The sequence below is a fragment of the Actinomadura sp. NAK00032 genome, from assembly GCF_013364275.1.
In the GTDB taxonomy this organism is placed as follows: Bacteria; Actinomycetota; Actinomycetes; order Streptosporangiales; family Streptosporangiaceae; genus Spirillospora.
Genome location: NZ_CP054932.1, coordinates 3611175 through 3629196, shown reverse-complemented (window position 1 = coordinate 3629196; position 18022 = coordinate 3611175). Strand labels below are relative to the sequence as shown.

The following is an 18022-nucleotide window of genomic DNA, read 5'->3' as shown; positions in this document are numbered from 1 at the left end:
CCGTCAGCCGGCGTGGGGAAGGCGATGTCCGTTGGCGTGCCCGTTGGCGTGCCCGCTGCGGTGGCCGTTCAGCGGGCCGGTGCGGTGGCCGTTCAGCGGGCCGGGGCGGGGGCCGGTGGCGAGGGGGTCGCCGCCGTCCAGCAGCGATCCGGTCCTCGTCCCGTTCATCGGCGGCAGCGGATGCAGCCCGGTCCGCGGCTCCGGGTCGGCCACCGGGCGGGGGCCGGTGTCCTGCCCGTCGGTGAGCGCGGTGAGCGCGTCGACGCGGCGGCGGGCCCGGTCGGCCTCGGCCCGTGCGGCGTCCCGCTCGGCGGTCAGCGCCCGCACCGCCGCCCGCAGCTCCTCGGCGGCACGGGTCAGCTGCCAGTTGTGCCGCTCCAGCTCCCGGCCGCGCGCCTGGATCTGGTCGCGGTCGGCGACGGCCTGTCCGCGCTTGGCCTCGGCGTCGCGGACGGCCGAGCGCAGGTCCTCGGCGGCGCGCTCGGCGGCGGCCGACTCGACGCGCCGCCCCTCCAGGAGCGTCTCGGCCTCCGCCACCCGGCCGTGCAGGGCGACGAGCTCGGAGCGGGCGCTCTCCAGCGAGGCGAGCAGTTCGCCCTCGCGGGACGCCACCCGGTCGCGCTCGCGCTCGGCGGCGAGCCGGGCTGCGGACGCGCCGTCGGCCTCGTCCCGCGCCTCCGCCGCCTCGCGCCGGGCGGTGTCGCGCTCGCCGGCCAGCCGCTCGGCCTCGGCGCGGGCGGCGGCGGCCTCCCGCTCGGCGGCCTCCGCGCGGGCGCGGGCGGCGGCGGTCTCCCGCCACGCCAGCTCGGCCTGCCGCTGCGAGGCGTCCCGCTCCCGCTGCGCGATGGCGACCTGCCCCGCGGCCTCGGCGCGGGCGTCGGCGACCCGCCGCTCGACGCCGGCGACGCTCAGCTCCGCCATCAGCGAGCCGGCGAGCCGGTCGGCGGCGCCCTCCAGCCGGTCGACCATCTCCCACGCCCACGCGACCTGCCCGGTGAGCCCCGGGGAGTCCAGCGCCCGCTCGCGGCTCTCCCGCGCGGCCCGCTCGCACGCGCCGTCGCCGTCCTGGCAGAACCGGACGGTGCGGGCACCGCGCACCGGCTGCGGCACGGGCCGTCCGCAGCCGGCGCACGGCCAGACCGCGACCGGATCACCGAGGCGTGCGATCCCGGCGCGGTCGTCATCGGCGGCCGCGGGCTCCCCGGCGCCGGCGGGCGCCTCGTCCACGGTGCAGGCGGCCGGGTCGGTGATGACGGGAAGGTCGGTCTTCGTCGGGGCGGCGGGGGTCGGGGCGACGTCGTCCAGCGGGGCGACCTTCTGGTCTTCCATGTGCCGTTGTACGCACGGGCCCGCGGCGGCGTTCGACGTTCCGGCGGCGAGTTGCGGGCGGCGCGCCCGCCCGGCGTCAGCCCTCCCGTCCGCCCAGGTAGTCCTCGCGGACGCGGCGCCGGCTGAGCTTGCCGGACGGGGTGCGCGGCAGCGCGGCGCGGAACTCGATCCGCCGGGGGTGCTTCAGCTTCGCCAGGCGCGGCGCGCAGAACGCGAGCAGGTCGGCGGCCAGCGCGTCGCCCGCCGCCGCGCCCTCGGCGGGCTCGACGAGCGCGACGGCGACCTGCCCCCAGTCGTCGTCGGGGACGCCGATGACGACGGCGTCCCCCACGGCCGGGTGCTGGAGCAGCACCGACTCGATCTCCGCCGGGTAGATGTTGACGCCGCCGGAGATGATGAGGTCGGTGCGGCGGTCGCTCATGTAGAGCCAGCCGTCCTCGTCCAGGTGGCCGAGGTCGCCGGGCGTGTAGAAGTCGCCGCGCATCGCGGCGGCCGTCTTGTCCGGGTCGTCGTGGTACTCGAACCCGGGCTGACCGCTCGCGTAGATCAGGCCCGTCTCACCGGGCGGCAGCTCGGCGCCCTCCGGGTCCAGGATCTTGATCTGGACGCCCTCGACCGCGCGTCCGACCGTCCCCGGGTGGGCGAGCCACTCGTGGGGCGCGGCGACGACGACCGGGCCGCTCTCCGTCGAGCCGTAGTACTCGTACAGGACGGGCCCCCACCAGTCCATCATCCGCTGCTTGGTCTCCTTGGGGATGGGCGCGGCCGTGTGGAAGACCTGCCGCAGCGACGAGACGTCGTACCTCGCGCGGACGTCCTCGGGCAGGCCCAGCATGCGGTGGAACATGGTCGGCACCATCAGCGAGTTGGTGACCCGGTACCGCTGGATGAGGTCGAGGGTCTCCTCGGGCCCGAAGTGGGCGGAGATGACGACGGCGTGGCCGAGGCTGAGCGACATCAGCGCGTGGACGCAGGGCGCCGAGTGGTACAGCGGGCCGATGGCGAGGTGGACCTCGTCGTCGCCCGGTTCGAGGCCGAGGTGCCGCATCAGCGTCTGCTTCATGACCTCGAACAGCACCTCGGGCGGGATGTCCATCAGCGGGCGCCGCACGCCCTTGGGCCGCCCGGTCGTCCCGGACGTGTAGAGCATCACCGAGCCCATCTGGCGCTTGGCGGGCGGGTCGGCGCTGTGCGCGGCGCACAGCTCGGGCAGCGCGCGGTAGCCCGGGGCGGGGTCGGCGCTCACCCGCCCCTCCGCCGGGACGCCCGCCTCGTCGGCCGCGCCGGACACGGCGGCGGCGAACTCGCTCTCGGTGATGACGGCCTTGGCGCCGGAGTCGCCGAGGATGTAGCCGATCTCGGGCGCGGTGAGGTGGCGGCTCACAGGGACGAGGTAGAGCCCCGACTGCATCGCGGCCAGCATCACGGTGAGGAACTCGCGCCGGTTGCCGAGGACCGTCGCGAGCGCGTCGCCGGGGCTCAGGCCCATGCCCGCGAGCGCGTGGGACAGGCGGTTCACCTCGGCGTGGAGTTCGCCGTAGGTCACCGGCCCGCCGGGGGCCAGCACGGCCGGGCGGTCCGGGTCGTTCTGCGCGATCTGGTAGAAACCGACACCTTCGACGCCCATGCGGGCCTCCTCTGTGCGGGGTCTGGCTCGGTCCATCTGACCCGTCTTGCTGGCGGCCCGTCAAGAGGACCCGGCGCGGCGCGGCGGCGGAGATCGACCGGCCCCGGTCAGCCGACTTCCCTGACCGCGACCGCGCGGCTACGTATCATGATGGGTCAGTGCCGGGGGGCCGAGAACCGAGACCTACACGGCGATGGGGCGTGCATGACGGGACCGAGCGGCGACGGCGGCCGGTCGCGGCGGCCGGGGCGGCAGGACGGCCTTCCCCCCTGGCTCCGCAGGTTCCTGCAGGTCATGCTCCTCGACCTCTGCTCCACCGTCATCGTCAGCATCGGGGTGACGCTCGTGCACGGCGTCTTCTGGCTGAACGCGGTCATCACCCTGCTGGTCGTCGCGCTGCTGACGGCGGCGCTGTTCGTCTTCTACCCCGCGACCGCGCACGCCGTCCTGGAACGCGTCGGGCGGGTCCTGCGGCGGGGCGGCGCGACGCTCGGGTGGGGCCTGGCGGGCGCCGCCGCGATGGCCGCCCTCCTGCTCGCCGGCACCGGCGTCCAGGTGCTCCGCGACCGCGCGAGCGCGTGCGGGCAGCCGCTCGACCTGCGGGTCCTGACCGCCCCCGAGACGCTGACGCCGCTGCGCGCCGCCGCCGCCGAGTTCGTCAACGACAGCGAGGACCGCGGCTGCCGCGAGTACAGCGTCACCGTCGTCCCCGAGGCCGGGCCCGTCCCGCTGTACGACGGGTTCCGGCTGCTGTGGCGGCGCAGCGCGGCGGCGGACGCGGGGCACGCCGACGACCAGCAGCTGTTCGGCCCGCAGCCCGACATCTGGATCCCGTCCTCGACGGCCGAGTACGACTTCGTCCCGAAGGGCCCCGGCCAGGTCGGCGCGGCCGGGGCGGGGCCGGGCGCGCCGTCCGGCAAGGCCGACCCGGTGTTTCGGGTACGCGGCTCGGTCGGGACGTCCCCGCTGGTGCTGGCGCTGTTCACCCGGGCGCACGAGTCCGTCGCCGACCCGATCGCGGCGCCGATCGCGCCGGGCACGGCGGCGCTGCTGCGCCGGGTCGCGGACGCGGGGGTGAAGCTGCGGGCGATCGCGCGGCCCGTCCCGGAGACGTCGGCGGCGGCGCTCGCCGTCACGCCCGCGTTATACGACGGGGCGCCGGGCGCCGACGCCGCGGACGAGCGGTTCGCCGAGCCCGCCGACCTGGTGGCGCCGGACGCGGTGTCGCTGCTGTGCCGGTTCCGGGAGCGCGCCGCCGCGCAGGACTCCGCCCCGCCGGACGACGTCGCCGTCGCCGTGCCCGAGCAGGTGCTGCACGACTACGACATGGGCCGGCCGCTCGGCGACCGCTGCGGCGCGGCCGACCCCGGCGCCGCCGCGTTCGCGCGGTGGCGCCTGCACCCGTACTACGCGACCGGCCTGCCGACGCTGGACTACCCGTTCGTCCAGGTGAAGTGGCGCGGCCAGGACACCCGGGAGCGGGACGCGGCGGTCACCGCCTTCCGCCGCTGGCTGGACCGCAACCCGCTGACCCGGCAGGGTTTCCGCGACGACCGCGGCGTCATCCCGCCCGCCCGCGAGGGCGACACCGAGCACTACTACCTGTCGCGGCTGCAGGGCGTCGTGGGCACCAGGGTCATGCCGACCGTGGTGGGCCTGGAGCCGCCTGCGGGCGTCCAGGAGACTCTCGACCGCATCGGCGCGGCCCGTCCGCGGACGTCGGTGTCACTGCTGCTGGACGTGTCCGGGTCGATGGGCGGCGCGGCGCAGGCGCGCGGCGGTTCGCGGCTCGTGCGCGGGACGTCGTTCCTGCGCAGCCTGGTGGCGCAGCTGCAGAGCAACGACCGCGCGGGCCTCCAGGTGTCGTCGGCCACGGCGTCGCCGAGCGCGGCGGACACCTTCGGCAACGTCCCGCAGGCGGCGGCGTCCCCGGAGCAGAAGAGCGCGATCACGAGCAGGCTGCAGGCGGTCGCGTCCAGCGGCGCCGACCAGCCGCTCAGCGACGCGATCGCGGCGGCCGACCTCGGGCCGGGACGGCAGAACCTCGTCCTCGTCACCGACGGGCAGTCCGCCGCCACCAACCCGGGGCTGGAGTCGCGGGTCGCGTGGCTGGCCGGCGAGTTCCGAAAGCGGCATCCGGGGCTGCGGCTGACGGTGGTGCTGACGGGCCCGGCGACGTGCGGCTCCTCCCCCGTGCGGGAGATCGTGGCCGCGCTCGGCCCGAAGGACGGGCACGGCTGCGTGCCGCTGACGCGGGCGCCCGAGGCCGAGCAGGCCGCCGAACTGCTGTCGGAGCTGCGATGAGGCGGCCCCGCTTCCTGCCGAGAGGCCGCCGGGCGTGGGTCAGCGCCGCGGCCGGGGCGGCGCTGGTGCTGGTGGCGTGGCTGCTGGTCGTCCTGTGGCCGGGCGCGTCCTACTCGGGCATGGCGGCCGACTGCGCGCGGTCGGAGCTGTTCGTCGCCGGCGGTACCGACGTCAGCCTGAAGAACCAGCGGCGGGCGCTGATCCGGCAGTGGAACGAGGGCCGCTACCCGGACGGCCGCCCGCACCCGCACGCCACGCTGGTGGAGGCGGCCGAGTCCACCGACCTGCAGCACAGCCAGATCAAGGCGGTGCAGGAGTCCGGCAGCTGCGCCTACGACGTGCTGATCATGGACAACACGTGGACGGCGCAGTTCGCCGACGCCGGCTACCTGCGGCCCCTCGACGACATCGACGACCTCGACGACTTCTTCCCCGCCGCGCTGCGGACGGGCGAGTGGGACGGCGAGCTGTACGCCGTCCCCTTCAACGTGGACGTGGGCCTCCTCTACTACTGGGAGGGGGTCTCGCCGCCGACCGCGTGGCCGGGGCTGCTGTCGTCCGGCGTGGCGATGCAGCTCGCCGACTACGAGGGCCTCACGGTGAACGCGCTGGAGGCCGTGTGGAACGACGGCGGCGCCGGGCGGCTCACCGGCACCGGCCGGCCGAGCGACGACGAGCTGAAGACGGAGGTGTACCCGGCGCTGGCCCGGCTGGTACCGCGCGTGCACGGGGCGCTGGCCGCGTCGCGCGGGTACGGGGAGCTGCAGAGCATCGAGGCGTTCGCGTCCGGGGCGAAGCTCATGCGCAACTGGCCGTACGCGTTCTCGGCGCTCGCGTCCGAGCCCCGGATGCGGGACGGCGCCCGGCTGCGGTTCGGGGTGGCGGCGCTGCCGGGCCGCACCGTCCTCGGCGGGCAGAACCTCGCCGTGTCCGAGCGCTCCCCGAACCCCGGCGACGCCGCCGACCTCGTGGAGTTCCTGAGCGGGACGGGCAGCCAGCGGCTGCTGTTCTCCTGCGGCGGGTTCGCGCCGGGCCGCTACTCGGCGCTCGGCCTGTCGCCCGGCCGCCACTCCCCCGCCGACGTGAAGGTGCGGGCCTGCTCGTCCCTCACCGGCCAGCCGGTCGGGCCGGGCGAGACCGAGGTACCGGACGAGGCGCAGCTCACCACGCTGGCGCGGGCGGTGGTGACCGCGCTCGGCCGCGCCGAGCCGCGCCCGGTGACCCCGCACTACAGCACGTTCACCGGCACGTTCCGGAGCTGCGTCCAGAAGATCTTCGACCGGGCGGGGACGGACCCGGAGACGTTCGCCAAGGCGGTAGACCGCTCCCTCGACGGCCGCACCGCGTCCTGCTGACCCGCCGGACGCGGGCTAGCGGAGGCCGCCGAGCGCGGCGCGGGCCATCGCGTGCAGGAGGTCGCCCATCGCGTCGCGGTCTCGCCCCGCGGCGCTGCGGGGCGTGGAGTTGAGGAGGCCGAAGCAGGCGTGCACGGCCGCGCGCGTCCGGTCGTCGGGCAGGCCCGGATCCATGCGGCGCAGGACGGCGACCCATTCCTCCACGTAGGCGCGCTGGAGGCGGCGGACGCGGTGCCGCTGCGGCTCGGGCACGTTGTCGAGCTCCCGCTCGTGCACGGTGATCAGCGCGGGGTTGTCGAGCGCGAACGCGATGTGCCAGCGCAGCAGCGCGTCGAGGGCGCGCGCCGGGTCGGGGCCGGCGGCGCGCCGGACGCCCTCGGCGAGCAGCCGCTCGCTGATGTCGAGGAGCATCTCGGCGAGGACGGCCTCCTTGCCGCTGAAGTGGCGGTAGAGGGCGGGGCCGGTGAGCCCGACGGCGCGGCCGAGGTCGCCGATCGACACCCCGTGGTAGCCGCGCCGCGCGAACAGCTCGGCGGCGGCGGCGAGGATCTCGGCCCGGCGCGGGTTCGGCGGCTCGGCCGGAGCCTCGGTCCGTGCGGAGGTCATGCGGGCAGTCTAGACTAGGGTTGTTAATGAGCGTTAACATCGGCATTGTTAATGAACGTTAACGGGGAAGGGGAGGCATGGGCGGACCCGAGATCGACTCCCGCGCCGACACGGCGGGCGAGGCGTTCAAGGCCAGTGCCGCGCACAACGAGGCCCTGGTCGCCGAGCTGCGCGAGCGCGTCGACGCGGCCGGGCGCGGCGGTCCGGAGCGGGCCCGCGAGCGGCATGTGGCGCGCGGCAAGCTCCTTCCCCGTGACCGGGTCGACACGCTGCTCGACCCCGGCTCGCCCTTCCTGGAACTGTCGCCGCTGGCCGCGCACGGCATGTACGGCGACGAGGCGCCCGGTGCCGGGATCATCACCGGCGTGGGCCGCGTGTCCGGCCGCGAGTGCGTCATCGTCGCCAACGACGCCACCGTCAAGGGCGGCACGTACTACCCCGTCACCGTGAAGAAGCACCTGCGGGCGCAGGAGGTGGCGCTGCACAACCGGCTGCCGTGCCTCTACCTGGTCGACTCGGGCGGCGCGTTCCTGCCCCGGCAGGACGAGGTCTTCCCCGACCGCGAGCATTTCGGCCGCATCTTCTACAACCAGGCCACGATGTCGGCGCGCGGCATCCCGCAGATCGCGGCGGTGCTGGGGTCGTGCACGGCGGGCGGCGCCTACGTCCCGGCGATGAGCGACGAGGCCGTCATCGTGCGCGGCCAGGGCACGATCTTCCTCGGCGGCCCGCCGCTGGTGAAGGCGGCGACCGGCGAGGTCGTGACGGCCGAGGAGCTGGGCGGCGGCGAGCTGCACTCCCGCACGTCCGGGGTGACCGACCACCTCGCCGAGGACGACGCGCACGCGCTGCGGATCGTCCGCGACATCGTCTCCACGCTGGGCCCGCGCGAGCCGCGCCCGTGGGAGGTCGCGCCCGCCGAGGAGCCCGCCGCCGACCCGTCCGAGCTGTACGGGATCGTCCCGCCCGACTCGCGCACCCCCTACGACGTGCGCGAGGTCATCGCCCGGATCGTGGACGGCAGCCGCTTCCAGGAGTTCAAGAAGGAGTACGGCGCCACGCTCGTCACGGGGTTCGCGCGCATCCACGGGCACCCGGTCGGGATCGTCGCGAACAACGGCATCCTGTTCGGCGAGTCCGCGCAGAAGGGCGCGCACTTCATCGAGCTGTGCGACCGGCGCAGCGTCCCGCTGGTGTTCCTGCAGAACATCACCGGGTTCATGGTCGGACGCGAGTACGAGGCGGGCGGCATCGCCAAGCACGGCGCCAAGATGGTCACGGCCGTCGCGTGCGCCCGCGTCCCCAAGTTCACCGTCGTGATCGGCGGCTCGTTCGGCGCCGGGAACTACGCGATGTGCGGCCGGGCGTACTCGCCGCGCTTCCTGTGGATGTGGCCGAATGCCCGCATCTCGGTGATGGGCGGGGAGCAGGCCGCGAGCGTCCTCGCGACCGTCCGCCGCGACCAGCTGGAGGCGCGCGGCGAGCAGTGGCCCGCCGCGGACGAGGAGGGGTTCAAGGCGCCGATCCGCGAGCAGTACGAGGCGCAGGGCAACCCGTACTACTCGACGGCGCGGCTGTGGGACGACGGGGTGATCGACCCGCTCGACACCCGGCGCGTGCTGGGCCTCGGGCTGTCGGTCGCCGCCAACGCACCGCTGGAGCCGGTCGGCTACGGCGTCTTCCGGATGTGAGGGTGTTGATGTTCGACAGCGTCCTGGTCGCCAACCGCGGGGAGATCGCCGTCCGCGTGTTCCGGACCCTGCGGCGGCTCGGCGTCCGCTCGGTGGCGGTGCACACCGACGCCGACGCCGGGGCCCGCCACGTGCGGGAGGCCGACGAGGCCCTGCGGATCCCCTCGTACCTGGACATCGACGCGGTGATCTCGGCGGCCCGCGACTCCGCGGCGTCGGCCGTCCACCCGGGGTACGGGTTCCTGGCCGAGAACACGGCGTTCGCGCGGGCGTGCGGCGAGGCGGGGCTGGTGTTCATCGGCCCGCCCGCCGAGGCGATCGACGCGATGGGCGACAAGATCCGCGCGAAGCGGACGGTGGCGGCGGCCGGGGTCCCGGTCGTGCCGGGGCGGGACGAGCCCGGCCTCTCCGACGCCGAGCTGGAGGCCGCCGCGCTGGAGGTCGGGCTGCCGGTGCTGCTCAAGCCGTCCGCGGGCGGCGGCGGCAAGGGCATGCGGCTCGTCCGGGACGCGGCCGCCCTGCCGGAGGCGATCGCGTCCGCCCGCCGCGAGGCGCGCGGCTCGTTCGGCGACGACACGCTGCTCGCCGAGCGGTTCGTGGAGAACCCGCGGCACATCGAGATCCAGGTCTTCGCGGACGCGCACGGCAACGCCGTCCATCTCGGCGAGCGCGAGTGCAGCCTCCAGCGCCGCCACCAGAAGATCGTCGAGGAGGCGCCGTCGCCGCTGCTGGACGAGGCGTCCCGCGCGCGGATGGGCGCCGCCGCCGTGGCCGCCGCGCAGGCCGTCGGGTACGTGGGCGCCGGGACGGTCGAGTACATCGTCTCCGCCGATCGCCCCGACGAGTTCTTCTTCATGGAGATGAACACCCGGCTCCAGGTCGAGCACCCCGTCACCGAGCTGGTGACCGGCCTCGACCTGGTGGAGCTCCAGCTCCGGGTGGCGTGCGGCGAGCCGCTGCCGTTCACGCAGGACGACGTGACGCTGGACGGCCACGCCATCGAGGCCCGCGTCTACGCCGAGGACCCGGCGCGCGGCTTCCTGCCGACCGGCGGGCGCGTACTGGCGCTCCGCGAGCCCGGCGGCGTCCGCGTCGACTCCGGGCTCGATGCGGGCACCGAGGTCGGCGGCTCCTACGACCCGATGCTCGCCAAGGTGATCGTGCACGGCGCCGACCGCGCCGAGGCCCTGCACCGGCTCGACCGGGCGCTCGCCTCGTTCACGCTGCTGGGCGTCCCGACGAACGTGGCGTTCCTGCGGGCGCTGCTGAAGCACCCGTCGGTGGTGTCCGGCGACCTCGACACGGGGCTCGTCGAGCGCGCCCTGGACGACCTGGTCGCGGGCGCGTCCGTCCCGCCGGAGGTGCTGGCCGCCGCCGCGCTGGAGCGGATGCGGGCCCTGGAGTCCGGCCCGGACGGCACCGGCGACCCGTGGGACATCCCGGACGGCTGGCGGCCCGGCGCGCACGCGTGGGCGCCGTGGATCATCACCCCGTCCGGCGGGGAGCCGGTGGAGGTCCGTGTCCAGGGCCGCGCGGCGTCCGCGCGCGTCGCCGTCGGCGGCGCCGAGCCGGTCGACGCCGCGCTGACCGGTCCGTTCGTCCTGACCTACGGTGGAAGGACGACCTCGTTCGAGGCCGCCCGCGACGGGAGCACGCTGTGGCTCGGCCGGGACGGGCACGCGTGGGCCCTGAGCGAGCACGTCCGCGCCGAGGGCGGCGCCGCCTCGGCCGCCGCCGGCGACGGCGTGCTGCGCAGCCCGATGCCGGGCACGGTCCTCGCCGTGAAGGCGGCCGAGGGCGACCGGGTCGAGGCCGGGCAGCCGCTCGTGGTCGTCGAGGCGATGAAGATGGAGCACACCGTCACCGCGCCGCTCGCCGGCGTCGTGGCGAAGCTGCCGGTACGCGCGGGCGCGCAGGTCGCGCTGGACGCGGTGCTGGCCGTGATCGAGGAGGCGCGATGACCGCGGCGACACCCCTCGCCGGACTGCCCGAGCGGGTCACGATCTACGAGGTCGGCCCCCGGGACGGGCTGCAGAACGAGAAGGCGGTCGTGCCCGTCGAGGTCAAGTCCGAGTTCGTGACGCGGCTCGCGGACGCCGGCCTGCGCACGATCGAGACCACCAGCTTCGTCCATCCGAAGTGGGTGCCGCAGCTCGCCGACGCCGAGCAGCTCCTGGACGTCCTGCCGCGCTCGCCGCGGCTCCGCTACCCCGTCCTGGTCCCGAACGAGCGGGGCCTCGAACGGGCGCTCAGCAACGGCGTCACCGAAATCGCGATCTTCGGCAGCGCGACCGAGACGTTCGCCCGCCGCAACCTCAACCGCACGGTGGACGAGTCCCTCGCCATGTTCGCCCCGGTCGTGGAACGCGCGCGCGCCGAGGGCCTCTGGGTGCGCGCCTACGTCTCGATGGTGTGCGGCGACCCGTGGGAGGGCGACGTGCCCGTCTCCCAGGTGGTGTCCGTGGCGTCCCGGATGATGGACATGGGCTGCTCCCAGCTCAGCCTCGGCGACACCATCGGCGTCGGCACGCCCGGCCGGGTCACCGCCCTGATCGAGGCGCTCGGCGCGGCGGGCATCGGCACCGAGCGGCTCGCCGTCCACTTCCACGACACCTACGGGCAGGCCCTCGCCAACACCCTCGCCGCGCTTCAGGCCGGCGTCACCGTCGTGGACGCGTCCGCCGGCGGGCTCGGCGGCTGCCCGTACGCCGAGAGCGCCACCGGCAACCTGCCCACCGAGGACCTCGTCTGGATGCTGCACGGCCTCGGCATCGACACGGGCGTCGACCTCGGCGCGCTCGCCGCCACCAGCCGCTGGATGGCCGGGCACCTCGGCCGCCCCAGCCCGTCCCGCGTCGTCCAGGCCCTGTCCCCGGAATCGGAGTAACCATGATCGACTTCACGCTCACCGACGAGCAGGAGGAACTGCGGCGCACGGTCGAGCGGTTCGCCCGCGAGACCGTCGCCCCGGTGATCGGCGACCTGTACGAGCGCGGCGAGTTCCCGTACGAGATCGTCGCCGCGATGGGGAAGATGGGGCTGTTCGGGCTGCCGTTCCCCGAGGAGCACGGCGGCATGGGCGGCGACTACTTCACGCTCTGCCTGGCCCTTGAGGAGCTCGCCCGCGTCGACTCGTCCGTGGCGATCACGCTGGAGGCGGGCGTCTCGCTCGGTGCGATGCCGATCTACCGGTTCGGGTCGCGGGAGCAGAAGGAGCGCTGGCTGCCGGCGCTGACCTCCGGCGAGAAGCTGGCCGGGTTCGGGCTGACCGAGCCGGGCGGCGGCTCCGACGTCCCCGGCGGCATGCGCACCACCGCCCGGCTGGACGGCGACACCTGGGTGATCAACGGGTCGAAGGCGTTCATCACCAACTCCGGCACCGACATCACCGCGTTCGTCACGGTCACCGCCTACTCCGGCGAGAACGAGATCTCCACGATCCTCGTCCCGAACGGCACCCCCGGCTTCACCGTCGGGCGCAAGTACTCCAAGGTGGGCTGGTCGTCGTCCGACACGCGCGAGCTGTCCTTCGACGACGTGCGGGTCCCCGCCGAGAACCTGGTCGGCGAGCGCGGCCGGGGCTACGCCCAGTTCCTGCGCATCCTGGACGAGGGCCGCATCGCGATCGCCGCGCTGTCGGTGGGCCTCGCCCAGGGCTGCGTGGACGAGTCGCTCCGCTACGTCCGGGAGCGCGAGGCGTTCGGCCGGGAGATCGGCCGCTACCAGGCCATGCAGTTCAAGATCGCCGACATGGAGACGCGCACCCACACCGCGCGCCTGGCCTACTACGCCGCCGCCGCGAAGATGCTGCGCGGCGAGCCGTTCAAGAAGGAGGCCGCGATCGCCAAGCTGGTCGCGTCGAACGCGGCCATGGACAACGCCCGCGACGCCACCCAGGTCTTCGGCGGCTACGGGTTCATGAACGAGTACGCGGTCGGCCGCTTCTACCGCGACGCGAAGATCCTCGAAGTCGGCGAGGGCACCTCCGAGGTGCAGCGCATGCTGATCGCCCGCGCCCTCGGCCTCCCGCCGTCCTGACCCGCCGCGCCGCCCGCCCCGCGCTCGCGGGACGGGCGGCGCCGCGCCCCCTCAGCGGATCTTCGACAGGTCGAGCAGCATCGTCCCGCTCTTGGTCGTGAAGAAGTGCTGCGGGTCGCGGTCGTTCCGCGGGGAGCCCATCGCCTCGTTGGTCCGCCGGATCCCGGTGTCGAGGAGCGCGCCCGATTCGACGTCGTAGAGGAGGTGGGTCTTCTTCTTGGCCGGAACGTCCGGGACGTAGGGGATGTACCGGCCGTAGATGAGCTCCGGCACCGCGCCGCCGGGGTCACCGGGCAGGAGCCGGCCGGCCTTCCCGTCCCTGCGCTGCACGGCGCCCTTCAAGTCCCGGTGGTAGGTGACTCCGGACGCGGGACCCCCGACGCACCAGGTCACACCGCACGACCACGCCCCCTTGAACGGGGCGAGGCGGGCGTCGCGGCGCTCCCCGGTCACCACGTTCCGCAGCGACTTGAACGTGATGCCGCCGAGTCCGGTCTTACGGGACGCGGGGCCGATCCACGGCCAGGACACGATCTCGAACCCGTCGCTGCCGGTGACCTTCACGGGCGCGCCGCCCGCCAGCGGCGCCCGGTACACGGCGTCGCCCATCCCCATGACGACGGTGTCCCCGTCGATGAGCAGCGTGGACACGCCGTTCCCCGGCAGCCCGGTGATCTTGCGCGCGGCGCCGCCGGCGAGCGGCGCGCCCCAGACCTCGGCCGTGTCGCGGCCGTCCGCACGGTACGACTGCCACCAGACGACCTGCCCCCGCGCGACCGTGAAGTCGGACGGGTAGATCTTGGTTCCGCGCGGGGCCACGAGGTCGGTGATCAGCTTGGCCCGGCCGCTGCCGAGGTCGTACGACCACAGCTGGTCCGGAAGCTGCAGGGACGCCCAGGTCTCCCCGACCAGCACGTCGCCGTCGAGCAGCGCGACGGGGTGCAGGGTCTGCCCGTCGGGCAGCCGCCCGGGGACGCTCCGGACGGCGTCCGGCCAGCGTTCGCGCACCTTGACCGGCGTACCGAGGTCGGCGGCCGACAGCGGCTTCAGCGCGCCCGGCGCGGCGACCGGGGGCGGGCCGTCGCCGGAGCGCACGGCCGCGCCGACCGCGCCCGTCCCGCCGAGGAGGACGGCGGCGGCGAGCGCGGCGGCCGACACCCGGCGGCGCCGCCGCCCGCGGTGCGCCGCCTCGACGGTCTCCAGCAGCCCGGGCCGGACGGCCGGGGCCTCCCGCGCGGCGGTCGCCAGCGCGCCGCGCAGGGCGGTGCCCAGTTCATCGGTCATGGCGGCCTCCCATCGTGGACGCGGCGGCGGCCGGGCGCCAGTCCGCGCGGAGCTTGTCGAGCGCGCGGGCGGCCTGGCTGCGCACCGTCCCGCGCGAGATGCCGAGCATTCCGGCGATCTCCTCGTCGGACAGGTCCTCGTAGTAGCGCAGGACCAGCACCGCGCGCTGCCGTCGGGGAAGCACCGACAGCGCCTCCCACAGCCGCGGGTCGCTCTCCGCCCGCTCCAGGCCGCGGTCGTCGTAGTGCCGCTCCGGCACGGACCCCATCAGGTGCTCGCGTCTTCGCCGCCGCCAGACGCTGATGTGCTGCCGCGCCATGATCTTCCGGACGTACCCCTCGGGATCGTTCTTGTTGACGACCCGCCCCCAGGCGCCGCGCAGCCGGATCAGGCTCTCCTGCAGCAGGTCCGCCGCGTCGTCGGCGTTGCCGGTGAGGACAAAGCCGTAGCGCAGCAGAGCCTGGGCGCGTGTCGTCACGAACTCCTCGTACGTCACGCCGTCATCGTCCAAAGACCCGTCCTTCCATCGCCCCAAGGACGCACCGGGGACTGGATCTGTTGCACGCCCGTGCGGGGCGCGGCGGGCGCGGTAGGGTCGGCGGATGCTGCTGCGCGCCTATGGGATCGCCCGGTCGCTGGTCATGTACTACGGGGTTCCGGGCAAGCACCGGCGCGCGAAGCGACTGTACGGCCTGTTCCTCGGGCCCGGTGACGTGGCGTTCGACGTCGGCGCGCATGTGGGCGGCCGGGTGCGGGTCTGGCGGCACCTCGGGGCGCGCGTGGTCGCGGTCGAGCCGCAGCCCGACTGCCTGCGCGTGCTGCGGCTGTTCTTCGGGCGGGACCCGGACGTCGCGATCGTGCCGGGCGCGGCGGGGGCGGAGCCGGGGAGGGCGCACCTGGCGCTGTCCACCGCGACGCCGACGGTGTCCTCGATGTCGCCCGGCTGGATCAGGTCGGTGACGGAGGACAGCAGCTTCGCGCGCGTCCGCTGGGACCGCGAGGTCGAGGTCGAGGTGACCACGCTGGACGACCTCGTCGCGGCGCACGGCCTCCCCGCCTTCTGCAAGATCGACGTGGAGGGCTTCGAGGCGGACGTCCTCGCGGGCCTGTCCCGGCCGGTCCCCGCGCTGTCGTTCGAGTACGTCCCGTCGGCGCACGGCGCCGCGCTGGAGGCGCTGGAGATCGTGGAGCGGCTCGGCGCGTACGAGTACAACTACTCCCCCATCGAGACGATGCGGCTCGCGAGCCCGCACTGGCTGAGCGCCGCAGAACTGCGGCGGCGGCTGGAGCGCATCCGCCCGCGCGGCCGCTCCGGCGACGTCTACGCCCGGCTGCGCTCCCCCGGCCGGTGATCTAGGGCGAACCGCCCCATCTGGAAACAAGACTTACTAATATGTGGCCCGCACCACTACAGCGACGTATGGGGGCTACCGTGCCGGACGCAGCGGAGAGTGAACCGTCCTCGGCCGACCTGAGGACCGACGTGGCCCACTCCGCCCGGGTCTACGACTACCTGCTCGGCGGCAAGGACAACTACGCCGCCGACCGGACGGCCGCCGAAGAGGTCGTCAGGATCGCCCCGTACATGCGCACGTCGGTGCGGGCGAACCGCGACTTCATGGTGCGGGTGGCGCGGTACCTGGCCGCCGAGGCCGGCGTCCGGCAGTTCCTCGACATCGGCACCGGCCTGCCGACGTCGCCGAACCTGCACGAGGTGGTCCAGGAGGTCGATCCGTCCTCCCGCGTGGTCTACGTCGACAACGACCCGATCGTGCTGGTGCACGCCCGCGCCCTGCTCACCAGCACGCCCGAGGGGCGGTCGCGCTACATCCACGCCGACCTCGCCGAGCCGGAGGCGATCCTGGCGTCAGCGGAGGTGCGCGAGACGCTCGACCTGTCGCGGCCGGTGGCGCTCTGCCTCATCGCGGTGCTCCACTTCGTCCACGACGAGGAACTGGCGCGCGGCGTCGTCCGGCGGCTCATGGACGCGCTGCCGTCCGGCAGCCACCTCGCGCTCTCCACGATCACGATCGACAGCGCCCCCGACGAGGTCGGCGACGCCGTCCGCAAGTACAACTCGCGCGGAATCAACTCCAAGGCCCGCACCAAGGCCCAGGTCAGGGGCTTCTTCGACGGCTTCGAACTGATCGAGCCGGGCCTGGTGCCCGTCCACCACTGGCGCCCGGACGAGCGGGCCCGCGCGATCGACGACTCCCAGGTCTCGATGTACGGGGGCGTGGCCGTCAAGCGCTGACGGTCAGGCGAGGGCGCCGGCGATGACGGTCGCCACCATCTTGCGTACGGCCTCCGGCTCCGGCGGCGGCCCTGACCGGTCGGCGAACAGCAGGTGCGCGGCCCCGATCAGGGTGGGCGCCAGCGTGCCGATGTCGGCGTCCGGGCGGAGCCGGCCGAGGTCGCGTTCGGCGGTGAGGTAGACCGCGATCACATCCACGGCCTCGGTCAGCACCGGGACCCCGGCCGGCCAGACCCGCCGCAGCCGGACGCGCAGCGGAGCCCGGAACGTGATCAGCGGGACGATCGCGACGGCGACCGGCCCGAACAACGCGGCCAGCGCGCCGGTGAGGTTGGCGACGACCTCGCCCGTCCCGGCGGACTCGCGCAGCGCGGCGGCCTGCGGGGCCATCCGGTCGGCGCGGTCGATGACGAAGTCGGCGAGGAACGCGTCGAAGTCGGCGAAGTGCCGGTGCAGCACCCCCTTGGCGACTCCGGCCTCGTCGGTGACCGCGCGGCTGGTCAGCGCACTGGGGCCGCCCTGGAGCAGGATCCGCTCGGCGGCGTCGAACAACTGCTCCCGCACGTCGCGGAGAGCCACCCCTGTGGGCACGTCGCACCGTCCTCTCGACAAGTGGGCAAGCGCCCACTATGGTGGGCGCATGCCCACTCTATCGAACGAGCCTCATCAGGCACGCGACGTGGCGGAGTCGTTCGGCGCGGACGCCGAGCGCTACGACCGGACGCGCCCCAGCTATCCGGACGCCCTCGTGACGCGGCTCGCGGCCGTCGGGCCCGACGTCCTCGACGTCGGATGCGGGACCGGCATCGCGGCCCGCCAGTTCCAGGCGGCCGGGTGCCGCGTCCTCGGCGTCGAGCCCGACGCCCGCATGGCCGAACTGGCCGAACGCGCCGGCGTCCCGGTCGAGGTGTCCACCATCGAGGACTGGGACCCGGCCGGCCGGACGTTCGACACGGTCGCCGCCGGCCAGGCCTGGCACTGGGTCGACCCGGTCGCCGGCGCGGCCAAGGCGGCGCGGGCCCTGCGTCCCGGCGGGCGCCTGGCGGTGTTCTGGCACTCGTTCCAGCCGCCGTCCGACCTCGGGGACGCCATGGCCGCCGCGTACCGCCGCGCCATGCCGGACTCGCCGCTGTTCCAGCGCCCGCTGCCCGGCCCGGAGGCGTACTCGCTGATGTGCGACAAGGCGTCCGACGGCATCCGCGAGGCGGGCGGGTTCGGCGAGCCGGAGGAGTGGCGCTTCCCGTGGGAGCGCCGCTACACCCGCGACGAGTGGCTGGAGCAGGTCCCGACCTTCGGCCTGCACTCCCGGGTCCCGGCCGACAAGCAGCAGCAGATCCTCGCGGACATCGGCGCCGCCGTCGACGCGGCGGGCGGCGCGTTCACCATGGGCTACACCACGGTCGTCGCCACCGCGCTCCGCGACGCTTAACGGCGGTCCCGGCGCGGCCCGGGCATGCCGTGCGTCACACCCGGCGTGCTCCAGTGTCGAGGGAACAGCTATGTCTGCTAGAAAATCCACCGGTCGTGTGCGGAA

At 74.7% G+C, this 18022-nt stretch carries 15 protein-coding genes; 9 read left to right on the top strand and 6 right to left on the bottom strand.

What is annotated here, in order from left to right:
• Nucleotides 1–3: 3 nt before the first annotated feature.
• Both HUT06_RS17000 and HUT06_RS16995 read right to left on the bottom strand, forming a co-directional pair.
• A complete protein-coding gene (locus HUT06_RS17000) occupies nucleotides 4–1329 on the bottom strand; it encodes a chromosome segregation ATPase (RefSeq protein WP_176196628.1) in 1326 nt (441 codons plus the stop codon).
• A 76-nt stretch (nucleotides 1330–1405) separates the two neighbouring features.
• The gene (locus tag HUT06_RS16995; protein ID WP_176196627.1) at nucleotides 1406–2956 is read right to left on the bottom strand and encodes an AMP-binding protein; all 1551 of its coding nucleotides are present in this window, start codon (nucleotides 2954–2956) and stop codon (nucleotides 1406–1408) included.
• A 204-nt stretch (nucleotides 2957–3160) separates the two neighbouring features.
• On the opposite strand from HUT06_RS16995, the gene HUT06_RS16990 reads away from it, so the two are divergent.
• Together HUT06_RS16990 and HUT06_RS16985 are read left to right on the top strand one after the other, a co-directional pair.
• Nucleotides 3161–5260: a vWA domain-containing protein gene (locus tag HUT06_RS16990; protein ID WP_176196626.1), complete on the top strand. Its 2100-nt coding sequence runs from the start codon at nucleotides 3161–3163 to the stop codon at nucleotides 5258–5260.
• On the top strand, nucleotides 5257–6615 hold the full coding sequence (locus HUT06_RS16985) for an extracellular solute-binding protein (RefSeq protein ID WP_176196625.1): 1359 nt from the start codon (nucleotides 5257–5259) through the stop codon (nucleotides 6613–6615). Before HUT06_RS16990 ends, HUT06_RS16985 begins: the two co-directional genes overlap by 4 nt.
• 15 nt (nucleotides 6616–6630) lie before the next feature.
• On the opposite strand, the gene HUT06_RS16980 is transcribed toward HUT06_RS16985, so the two are convergent.
• The gene (locus HUT06_RS16980) at nucleotides 6631–7221 is read right to left on the bottom strand and encodes a TetR/AcrR family transcriptional regulator (RefSeq protein WP_176196624.1); all 591 of its coding nucleotides are present in this window, start codon (nucleotides 7219–7221) and stop codon (nucleotides 6631–6633) included.
• Nucleotides 7222–7298: 77 nt separating this feature from the next.
• Between HUT06_RS16980 and HUT06_RS16975 the strand changes: the two genes are divergently transcribed.
• The 4 genes from HUT06_RS16975 to HUT06_RS16960 are packed head-to-tail and all read left to right on the top strand — an operon-like array spanning nucleotide 7299 to nucleotide 12950.
• Nucleotides 7299–8912 carry a carboxyl transferase domain-containing protein gene (locus tag HUT06_RS16975; RefSeq protein WP_176196623.1) on the top strand — a complete coding sequence of 538 codons (1614 nt, stop codon included), beginning with the start codon at nucleotides 7299–7301 and terminating at the stop codon, nucleotides 8910–8912.
• An 8-nt stretch (nucleotides 8913–8920) separates the two neighbouring features.
• Nucleotides 8921–10873, top strand: a complete 1953-nt coding sequence (locus HUT06_RS16970; RefSeq protein WP_176196622.1) for a biotin carboxylase N-terminal domain-containing protein — start codon at nucleotides 8921–8923, stop codon at nucleotides 10871–10873.
• Nucleotides 10870–11799 carry a hydroxymethylglutaryl-CoA lyase gene (locus HUT06_RS16965; RefSeq protein WP_176196621.1) on the top strand — a complete coding sequence of 310 codons (930 nt, stop codon included), beginning with the start codon at nucleotides 10870–10872 and terminating at the stop codon, nucleotides 11797–11799. Before HUT06_RS16970 ends, HUT06_RS16965 begins: the two co-directional genes overlap by 4 nt.
• 2 nt (nucleotides 11800–11801) lie before the next feature.
• The gene (locus HUT06_RS16960) at nucleotides 11802–12950 is read left to right on the top strand and encodes an acyl-CoA dehydrogenase family protein (RefSeq protein ID WP_176196620.1); all 1149 of its coding nucleotides are present in this window, start codon (nucleotides 11802–11804) and stop codon (nucleotides 12948–12950) included.
• Nucleotides 12951–13001: 51 nt separating this feature from the next.
• Here HUT06_RS16960 and HUT06_RS16955 read toward each other — a convergent pair whose 3' ends face one another.
• Together HUT06_RS16955 and HUT06_RS16950 are read right to left on the bottom strand one after the other, a co-directional pair.
• Nucleotides 13002–14234, bottom strand: coding sequence for a hypothetical protein (locus tag HUT06_RS16955; RefSeq protein WP_176196619.1), 1233 nt, complete (start codon nucleotides 14232–14234; stop codon nucleotides 13002–13004).
• Nucleotides 14224–14745 (bottom strand): SigE family RNA polymerase sigma factor, encoded by a 522-nt coding sequence (locus HUT06_RS16950; RefSeq protein ID WP_176196618.1) that lies wholly within the window; start codon nucleotides 14743–14745, stop codon nucleotides 14224–14226. Before HUT06_RS16950 ends, HUT06_RS16955 begins: the two co-directional genes overlap by 11 nt.
• Before the next feature lie 91 nt (nucleotides 14746–14836).
• On the opposite strand from HUT06_RS16950, the gene HUT06_RS16945 reads away from it, so the two are divergent.
• Both HUT06_RS16945 and HUT06_RS16940 read left to right on the top strand, forming a co-directional pair.
• Nucleotides 14837–15586, top strand: a complete 750-nt coding sequence (locus HUT06_RS16945; protein WP_176196617.1) for an FkbM family methyltransferase — start codon at nucleotides 14837–14839, stop codon at nucleotides 15584–15586.
• Nucleotides 15587–15627: 41 nt separating this feature from the next.
• Nucleotides 15628–16488, top strand: coding sequence for an SAM-dependent methyltransferase (locus HUT06_RS16940; protein WP_368406972.1), 861 nt, complete (start codon nucleotides 15628–15630; stop codon nucleotides 16486–16488).
• A gap of 3 nt (nucleotides 16489–16491) precedes the next feature.
• On the opposite strand, the gene HUT06_RS16935 is transcribed toward HUT06_RS16940, so the two are convergent.
• Nucleotides 16492–17079, bottom strand: coding sequence for a TetR/AcrR family transcriptional regulator (locus HUT06_RS16935; RefSeq protein ID WP_176196615.1), 588 nt, complete (start codon nucleotides 17077–17079; stop codon nucleotides 16492–16494).
• Between the two features lie 49 nt (nucleotides 17080–17128).
• Here HUT06_RS16935 and HUT06_RS16930 point away from each other — a divergent pair, with 49 nt between their 5' ends.
• Complete coding sequence (locus tag HUT06_RS16930) at nucleotides 17129–17917, top strand: bifunctional 2-polyprenyl-6-hydroxyphenol methylase/3-demethylubiquinol 3-O-methyltransferase UbiG (protein ID WP_176196614.1); 789 nt, start codon at nucleotides 17129–17131, stop codon at nucleotides 17915–17917.
• The last annotated feature ends 105 nt before the right edge of the window (nucleotides 17918–18022 follow it).

Excerpts from the sequence above, each read along its gene's own strand:
- HUT06_RS17000 (WP_176196628.1), bottom strand. The coding sequence starts at position 1,329 with ATGGAAGACCAGAAGGTCGCCCCGCTGGACGACGTCGCCCCGACCCCC.
- HUT06_RS16995 (WP_176196627.1), bottom strand. The coding sequence starts at position 2,956 with ATGGGCGTCGAAGGTGTCGGTTTCTACCAGATCGCGCAGAACGACCCG.
- HUT06_RS16990 (WP_176196626.1), top strand. The coding sequence starts at position 3,161 with ATGACGGGACCGAGCGGCGACGGCGGCCGGTCGCGGCGGCCGGGGCGG.
- HUT06_RS16985 (WP_176196625.1), top strand. The coding sequence starts at position 5,257 with ATGAGGCGGCCCCGCTTCCTGCCGAGAGGCCGCCGGGCGTGGGTCAGC.
- HUT06_RS16980 (WP_176196624.1), bottom strand. The coding sequence starts at position 7,221 with ATGACCTCCGCACGGACCGAGGCTCCGGCCGAGCCGCCGAACCCGCGC.
- HUT06_RS16975 (WP_176196623.1), top strand. The coding sequence starts at position 7,299 with ATGGGCGGACCCGAGATCGACTCCCGCGCCGACACGGCGGGCGAGGCG.
- HUT06_RS16970 (WP_176196622.1), top strand. The coding sequence starts at position 8,921 with ATGTTCGACAGCGTCCTGGTCGCCAACCGCGGGGAGATCGCCGTCCGC.
- HUT06_RS16965 (WP_176196621.1), top strand. The coding sequence starts at position 10,870 with ATGACCGCGGCGACACCCCTCGCCGGACTGCCCGAGCGGGTCACGATC.
- HUT06_RS16960 (WP_176196620.1), top strand. The coding sequence starts at position 11,802 with ATGATCGACTTCACGCTCACCGACGAGCAGGAGGAACTGCGGCGCACG.
- HUT06_RS16955 (WP_176196619.1), bottom strand. The coding sequence starts at position 14,234 with ATGACCGATGAACTGGGCACCGCCCTGCGCGGCGCGCTGGCGACCGCC.
- HUT06_RS16945 (WP_176196617.1), top strand. The coding sequence starts at position 14,837 with ATGCTGCTGCGCGCCTATGGGATCGCCCGGTCGCTGGTCATGTACTAC.
- HUT06_RS16940 (WP_368406972.1), top strand. The coding sequence starts at position 15,628 with ATGTGGCCCGCACCACTACAGCGACGTATGGGGGCTACCGTGCCGGAC.
- HUT06_RS16930 (WP_176196614.1), top strand. The coding sequence starts at position 17,129 with ATGCCCACTCTATCGAACGAGCCTCATCAGGCACGCGACGTGGCGGAG.